The sequence below is a fragment of the Sphingomonas sp. 1185 genome (assembly GCF_040544655.1).
GTDB lineage: Bacteria > Pseudomonadota > Alphaproteobacteria > Sphingomonadales > Sphingomonadaceae > Sphingomonas.
Map to the genome: position 1 here is coordinate 20,922 of NZ_JBEPKL010000041.1, position 6,336 is coordinate 27,257.

At 65.3% G+C, this 6,336-nt stretch carries 5 protein-coding genes; 4 read left to right on the forward strand and 1 reads right to left on the reverse strand.

The window, feature by feature from the left end:
* The first annotated feature begins 138 nt into the window (after nucleotides 1–138).
* The 3 genes from ABIC44_RS18475 to ABIC44_RS18485 all read left to right on the forward strand — a co-directional run bounded on the left by ABIC44_RS18475 (nucleotide 139) and on the right by ABIC44_RS18485 (nucleotide 3,331).
* Nucleotides 139–753 (forward strand): outer membrane protein, encoded by a 615-nt coding sequence (locus tag ABIC44_RS18475; protein ID WP_354296878.1) that lies wholly within the window; start codon nucleotides 139–141, stop codon nucleotides 751–753.
* Nucleotides 754–904: 151 nt separating this feature from the next.
* Nucleotides 905–2,020: a DNA polymerase III subunit beta gene (gene dnaN / locus ABIC44_RS18480; RefSeq protein ID WP_354296879.1), complete on the forward strand. Its 1,116-nt coding sequence runs from the start codon at nucleotides 905–907 to the stop codon at nucleotides 2,018–2,020.
* Between the two features lie 129 nt (nucleotides 2,021–2,149).
* On the forward strand, nucleotides 2,150–3,331 hold the full coding sequence (locus ABIC44_RS18485) for a tyrosine-type recombinase/integrase (RefSeq protein WP_354296880.1): 1,182 nt from the start codon (nucleotides 2,150–2,152) through the stop codon (nucleotides 3,329–3,331).
* On the opposite strand, the gene ABIC44_RS18490 is transcribed toward ABIC44_RS18485, so the two are convergent.
* On the reverse strand, nucleotides 3,332–4,825 hold the full coding sequence (locus ABIC44_RS18490; protein ID WP_354296881.1) for a phospholipase D-like domain-containing protein: 1,494 nt from the start codon (nucleotides 4,823–4,825) through the stop codon (nucleotides 3,332–3,334).
* A 353-nt stretch (nucleotides 4,826–5,178) separates the two neighbouring features.
* On the opposite strand from ABIC44_RS18490, the gene recF reads away from it, so the two are divergent.
* The gene (recF, locus tag ABIC44_RS18495) at nucleotides 5,179–6,222 is read left to right on the forward strand and encodes a DNA replication/repair protein RecF (protein ID WP_354296883.1); all 1,044 of its coding nucleotides are present in this window, start codon (nucleotides 5,179–5,181) and stop codon (nucleotides 6,220–6,222) included.
* Nucleotides 6,223–6,336 lie beyond the last annotated feature (114 nt).

Here is a 6,336-nt window from a genome sequence, read left to right on the forward strand (position 1 = left end):
CGCATCCCTGTCGCGGCTGTTGCGCGTATGCAACGCTTTTTCCTGTTTAGCTGAGGTTCATGCAACGCAGGCGCTTTCCCGTCATTGAGCGTGCGACCGCCACCTGTAACGGCGGCCTGTACAGTAACGGAGTAAGTTATGCGTAAGCTCATGCTCGCCGCCCTGGCGACCTCGGCCGCCATCGCCGCCGCGGCCCCCGCCGCCGCCCAGACGACCACGGGCCAGCCCTTCACGGGTTTCCGCGTCGAAGGGCTGATCGGCTATGACAGCCTGAACGACCGCCAGGGACAGGACAAGAGTTCGAGCGACGGCGTGCTCTACGGCGCCGGCATCGGCTATGACATTCCGGCGGGCCCGGTGATCCTGGGTGCCGAGGGCGAGATTTCGGGCAGCAGCTCGGACACGCGCAGCAGCGGCATCCGCGTCGCGGGCGATGAATTCCGCCTGGGCGCGGGACGCGATCTCTATGCCGGTGCGCGCGTCGGCTATGTGATCTCGCCGGTCGCGCTGGGCTATCTGAAGGCCGGTTACACCAACGCCAAGTTCGATGCGCGCTACACCACGGCGGGCGTCACCACCGTCAATTCGCAGGAAGTCGGCGGCTACCGCCTGGGCGCGGGCCTGGAATATGCGATCAGCCCGAACACCTTCGTGAAGGGCGAATATCGCTACTCGCATTATGACGAACTGGACGGCGTCGGCATCAATCCGAACCGCCACCAGTTGATGGCCGGCCTGGGCCTGCGTTTCTAAAGGATCGCGGGTTTTCCACATTAACGGTGGTTTTACCCCAATGTTGGAGGGGTCGGAGCCTTGCTCCGGCCCCTTCTTCGCGGGTAGGAACCAAGGCCATTTATCACTATCGGAATCGGACCATGCGGTCGTTCCGGCGGGGGATTTCGAGATGAAGGCGACGATCGAACGCGCAACGCTGCTCAAGGGATTGAGCCATGTCCAGTCGGTGGTGGAGCGGCGGAACACGATTCCGATCCTCTCCAACGTGCTGCTGGAGGCGACGGCCGAGGGCCAGCTGCGCATGATGGCGACCGACCTCGACCTCCAGATCAACGACAGCGTCGCCGCCGCCGTCGACCAGCCGGGTTCGACCACCGTGTCGGCGCACACGCTGTTCGACATCGCGCGCAAGCTGCCCGAGGGCGCGCAGGTCCAGCTGACCGCCGCCGAGGGGCGCATGACCATCGTGGCGGGCCGCGCGCGCTTCTCGCTGGGCACCCTGCCGCGCGACGATTTCCCGGTGATTGCCGAGGGCGAGCTGCCCACCCAGTTCGAGCTGTCGGTCGAACTCCTCAAGCAGATCATCGACAAGACCCGCTTCGCCATCTCGACCGAAGAGACGCGCTATTATCTGAACGGCATCTTCCTGCACGTCGCCGAGGATAACGGCACCCCCGTGCTGAAGGCCGCCGCCACCGACGGCCACCGTTTGGCGCGCGTCACCATCGAGCGTCCGCAGGGCGCCGAGGGGATGCCCGACGTGATCGTGCCCCGCAAATGCGTCGCCGAGCTGCGCAAGCTGCTCGACGAGGTGGACGGCTCGGTCGGCGTGTCGCTGTCGGGCACCAAGATCCGCTTCGACCTGGGCCAGGCGATCCTGACCTCCAAGCTGATCGACGGCACCTTCCCCGATTACAGCCGCGTCATCCCGACCGCCAACGACAAGATCCTGAAGCTGGACCCCAAGGCGTTCATGCAGGGCGTCGACCGCGTCTCGACCATCGCGACGGAGAAGACCCGCGCGGTGAAGATGGCGCTGGACCGCGACCGGATCACCCTGTCGGTGACCAGCCCCGAAAACGGCACCGCCTCGGAAGAGGTGCCGGGCGAATATACCGCGCCGGGCTTCGAGATCGGCTTCAACAGCCGCTATCTGCTCGACATCCTGGCGCAGATCGACAGCGACCTGGTCGAAGTCCACCTGGCCGACGCCGCCGCGCCGACCCTGATCCGCGAGAATGACAAGGCGCCTGCGCTCTACGTGCTGATGCCGATGCGGGTGTAAAGGGCGAGAAAAGTGTAAATGTAAAGAGTGGGCAATTTTATACGGAAATCTGCGGTTTTCCATGGCTGATCAGCCGCAACGGTAATTCGCCTCGGTTGTTAAAGAGTGCGAGAGCCGAAGGTGTAAACATTGCTCCTCCATTCCTACGAGATTCGCCGCTGCATCTTGGACGGCGGCGAGGAGGTTCCCCTTCTCGTCGACCGTTCGGGCATGCCGCACATGCTGGCGAACGCCTACGTGCAGGCGTCATGCCGAGGCTCGGGTAAATCCCCGGCGACCCAAGATGCGCGCCTTCGCGGGATCGGCCGTGCACTTGCCTATTTCGACGCGAAGGGCATCGACATAGCCTCTCGGGTCGGAACCGGTGACTACCTCAGCCTTGAGGAGCTGAACGGCCTCGCAGAAGCCTGTCTGAAGCGTATCGGTCCGGGTGGTGGGAATATTAACGGTGCCACCGCCGGCAGTTACTGGGATGCCAGTGTGGATTACGTCCTGTGGCGTGCAGACGCGGCCATTGGTAAGGCGACGGGATCTCGCAAGGAGATGCTGGTAGCTCAGCGCGAACGCTTCGGGACGCTTGCCGCGCAACAGCGCCCCCGGCCGAGCCGGGGTGCCGAATACATCGACCGCCTGGGCCTCGAACCTGCGCTGAGGCCGCTGCTGCTCCGTGCGATACAGCCGGGGTCCGTCGACAACCCGTTCCAGCGAAAGCTGCAGAAGCGCAACTATGCGCTTGTCATCCTGGCGTACGAGCTCGGCTTCCGCGAGGGTGAGGAACTCAGCCTACGAGTGCGTGATTACGACACTCGAGCTGACCCGCCGACAATCCTTGTCCAGCCGCGTGCGCCCGATGCGCTGGACACGCGCAAGGTCAAGCCGCGCGTCAAGACGATGGGTCGACTGCTTCAACCACCGGAATACGTCCTACTCGCGCTGGATGCCTGGCTGAACGATCGTCGCGACCGAGCGGCGTTCCCGAACGCAAGACGAAATCCGTACCTGTTCGTAGAGACCGGCGGCGAGCCTCTCGCTCTGCGCTCTCTTCGGAGCATCTACGAAAGGCTGGTGGAGTTTCACCCGGAGCTGAAAGGCCTCGGGCCCCACGTGGTTCGACACACGTCTGCCGACCTCGATACCGAGAAAGCTGACACCGAAGGCTGGAACGAGGATTCGTGGCAACGTCACATGGAGTACAAGTTCGGGTGGGCCGAAGGCTCAGATCAGCCGAGAAGATACGCCAAGGGCGCCACCGGCCGCACCGTCAATCGGCGGTTGCGAGAGCAGCAGCGAAGGGATCTCGGCAAGGAGTGATCACGCCGTTGGAGGCTCCTCGTAAGGCCGGTTCGGAGGCAGCGGCCTTTCGAGCTCCTCGCGTCTGAAGCCCAGACGAGCCGTGTTCGCAAGCAACAGATAGAAGCGTGCATCATAGGCATTGATGATCGCCTTCGCTTCTCCTAGCTCTCGTTCGAGCCTCTCGATCCGGCGGTCCTTGGCGTCGAGGTGGACCACGCGCTCTTTCGACCCCGTGCTTCGGAATTTTCGATGCGCTACGACGCGCCCTTCATAGGCATCGCAGATCGCCTTATGTTTCTCGAGAGCCTGCCGGGAATATTTCCGACCGGTCACGGCCGTACTTTCCTCGATCACGTTCTGCCAGGTGGTCCGCCTCGTGTCGGATCTGCTGCGAACGGCAGCGGCTATCGTCGCCACTTCCTCCGGCTTCAGTTTCTCCCAACTCATCAGCGCACCGTCCGAACCGCTATCGTGCCCAGCGTCCCGGTCACGCACCGGCCTGGCTTCAATGCCGAGGTCGCCGAGGTAGCGGTCCATCGAAGCAACATAGGCATTAAAGGCGGCGAGCACGCGGTCATGGCCACCTTCCGCATTGATGACGGATCCGATCGACGCGAGGCGCGAACGGCGAGCGTCTTCCCGCTGCCGTACGGAACCCTCCGCTTCCGCCGCATAGACACGAGGCATCCACAGGCCGAAGAGCGTGTCCATGCCGAGCGACCGGAAGCGGGTGCGCGTCTCGATGCCATCGCGGTCCGTATCCTCGTCCGCCGGCAGAGCCAATGCACTCCGCAGGCCGAACCCGAAGCCCTCGGTTCGGGGGCTTGCATGCTCGACGCCGCTTCCTTCGCCGAGCCGGGTATCAATCCGCCTGCGATCTTCGGGCGACAGCCTGTATGCATCGAACGTGAAGAGTTGCTGCGCCGGCGGCCGGTGGCAAAGAACGCCGTCCAGGAGAAACTCGCGGATGGTAGTAGCGGACTGACGTTCCGGGACGCCGTGTTCGACGGGCTGTGCGACAGCGAAGACAGCATCGACGTAGCTGGAGAGGCCCGGGTGCCGCCCTGCCACACGAATCATAAGCTCGTGCCGCTCGCTGCCGGGGTTGGCGGAACCGACGTACCAGGATGGGCGGGTGGTGCGGAGAAACCGGAACAGCTTGGTGTGAAAGTGGACCGGAGAGCGACCGACTACCGCTACCTCAATGTCGCGGTACCCCAGCCGACGCAGTTCCGATCGAACGTCCTGCATCTCGCGGAAGGTGCGTGGCAGGCTCACGGTCGCATCGGAGCCGACCGCGATCCTGACCTTGCACGCGCGACGACGACGTGCCGGGAGGTTTCTGAACAGCTGCACCAACCACTCCGCCTGGTAGTATCCGCCCAGGATGGTAATCTCAGTGGCGTCCGTCGCAGCGGCGGAGAGCGCTGCGTTGAGATCAATGACAGTCTCGCCGTCGATCTCGAGGTCAACGGCGTCCGCCCGCCCGACGTAGATTTGATTAGCAGCCATTCGCGTCCCCCGTGCCAGCATCGTTGAACGGGGCATGCCAATGTGTAAAGTTCGATCCATTGTCCGCCTACAAGGGCTCTGGAAAACTTGACATTCTGCAGAACCGACGAGGCGCCTAATAGCGAAAAAGCACGAAATTCTGCGCACCTACAGGTCGGTCGGACTGACAGTTTACAGATTTCTGGCCGTTTAAGGACCTAAGACCCAAATCCTCCCCGCTCGCGGGGAGGGGGACCACCCGCAGGGTGGTGGAGGGGGATCGCTGCGGGGGAGTCCCGTGTGGAAGCCCCCCTCCGTCAGGCCTGCGGCCTGCCACCTCCCCATGCTGGGGAGGATCGTTTAAGGCGGACCCGATGCTCACCCGCCTGATCCTCACCGATTTCCGCAATCATGCCGACCTCGCGCTGAACCCCAGTGCGGGGTTTGTCGTGCTGACCGGCGAGAATGGGGCGGGCAAGACCAATGTGCTGGAGGCGGTGTCGCTGCTCGCGCCCGGGCGGGGGCTGCGTCGTGCCGCCCTCTCGGCGATGGCGCGGCAGGGGGGCAAGGGCGGGTTCGGCGTTGCCGCGACCCTGAACGGCGATGTCGAGATCGCGACCGGCGCGCTCGCTTCCTCGCCCGAGCGGCGGGTGGTGCGGGTGCAGGGCGCGGGGACGAGCGCCAATGCGCTGGCCGACTGGCTGTCGGTCCTGTGGCTGACCCCGGCGATGGACCGGCTGTTCGTCGAGCCCGCGTCGGAGCGGCGGCGGTTCCTCGACCGGCTGGTGATGGCGCTGTCCCCGGCGCACGGGATGCACGCGACCCGCTATGACGCGGCGATGCGCGAGCGGAACCGGCTGTTGGCGAGTGAAGGCCCGGTCGATCCCGACTGGCTGAGCGCGCTGGAGGCGCGGATGGCCGAGCATGGCGCGGCGGTGGATGCCGCGCGCGTCGCGGCGGTCGCGGCGCTCGACCAGCGGCTGGAGGAGGTGCCCGACAGCGTGTTCGCGCGCGCCGCGCTGGCGTTGCAGGGGGAGGCGGTGGACCCGGCCGCCTTCGCCCATGCGCTGGCGATGGGGCGCAGGCGCGATGCGGCGGCGGGGCGGACGCTGGTGGGACCGCACCGCGCCGACCTGGCGGTGACGCATGTGGCGAAGGGACAGGCGGCGGCGCTGTGTTCGACCGGCGAGCAGAAGGCGCTGTTGCTGGGCATCGTGCTGGCGCATGCCGATCTCGTCACCGAGCGGCGCGGGGTGCCGCCGGTGCTGCTGCTCGACGAGGTGGCGGCGCATCTCGACCCGTCCCGCCGCGCCGCGCTGTTCGAGCGGCTGGCCGGGCGGGGGCAGGTATGGATGACCGGGACCGAGCCCGCGCTGTTCGCCGATGTGCCGGGCGAGGCGACGCGGGTCGTTTTCTAGGGGGGCGGCATTCATGATGCCTTCCCTCGCCCCTCGCAGAGGGGAGAGGGTTGCGCAGACTTGGTCTTTGCGAAAGCAAAGGCTTAGTCGGAGCTGGGTGAGGGGTGGGCGCTC

What these genes read in the sequence shown, in the direction of transcription:
- ABIC44_RS18475 (WP_354296878.1), top strand. Translation starts at nt 139, where the DNA reads ATGCGTAAGCTCATGCTCGCCGCCCTGGCGACCTCGGCCGCCATCGCC.
- dnaN (WP_354296879.1), top strand. Translation starts at nt 905, where the DNA reads ATGAAGGCGACGATCGAACGCGCAACGCTGCTCAAGGGATTGAGCCAT.
- ABIC44_RS18490 (WP_354296881.1), bottom strand. Translation starts at nt 4,825, where the DNA reads ATGGCTGCTAATCAAATCTACGTCGGGCGGGCGGACGCCGTTGACCTC.
- recF (WP_354296883.1), top strand. Translation starts at nt 5,179, where the DNA reads ATGCTCACCCGCCTGATCCTCACCGATTTCCGCAATCATGCCGACCTC.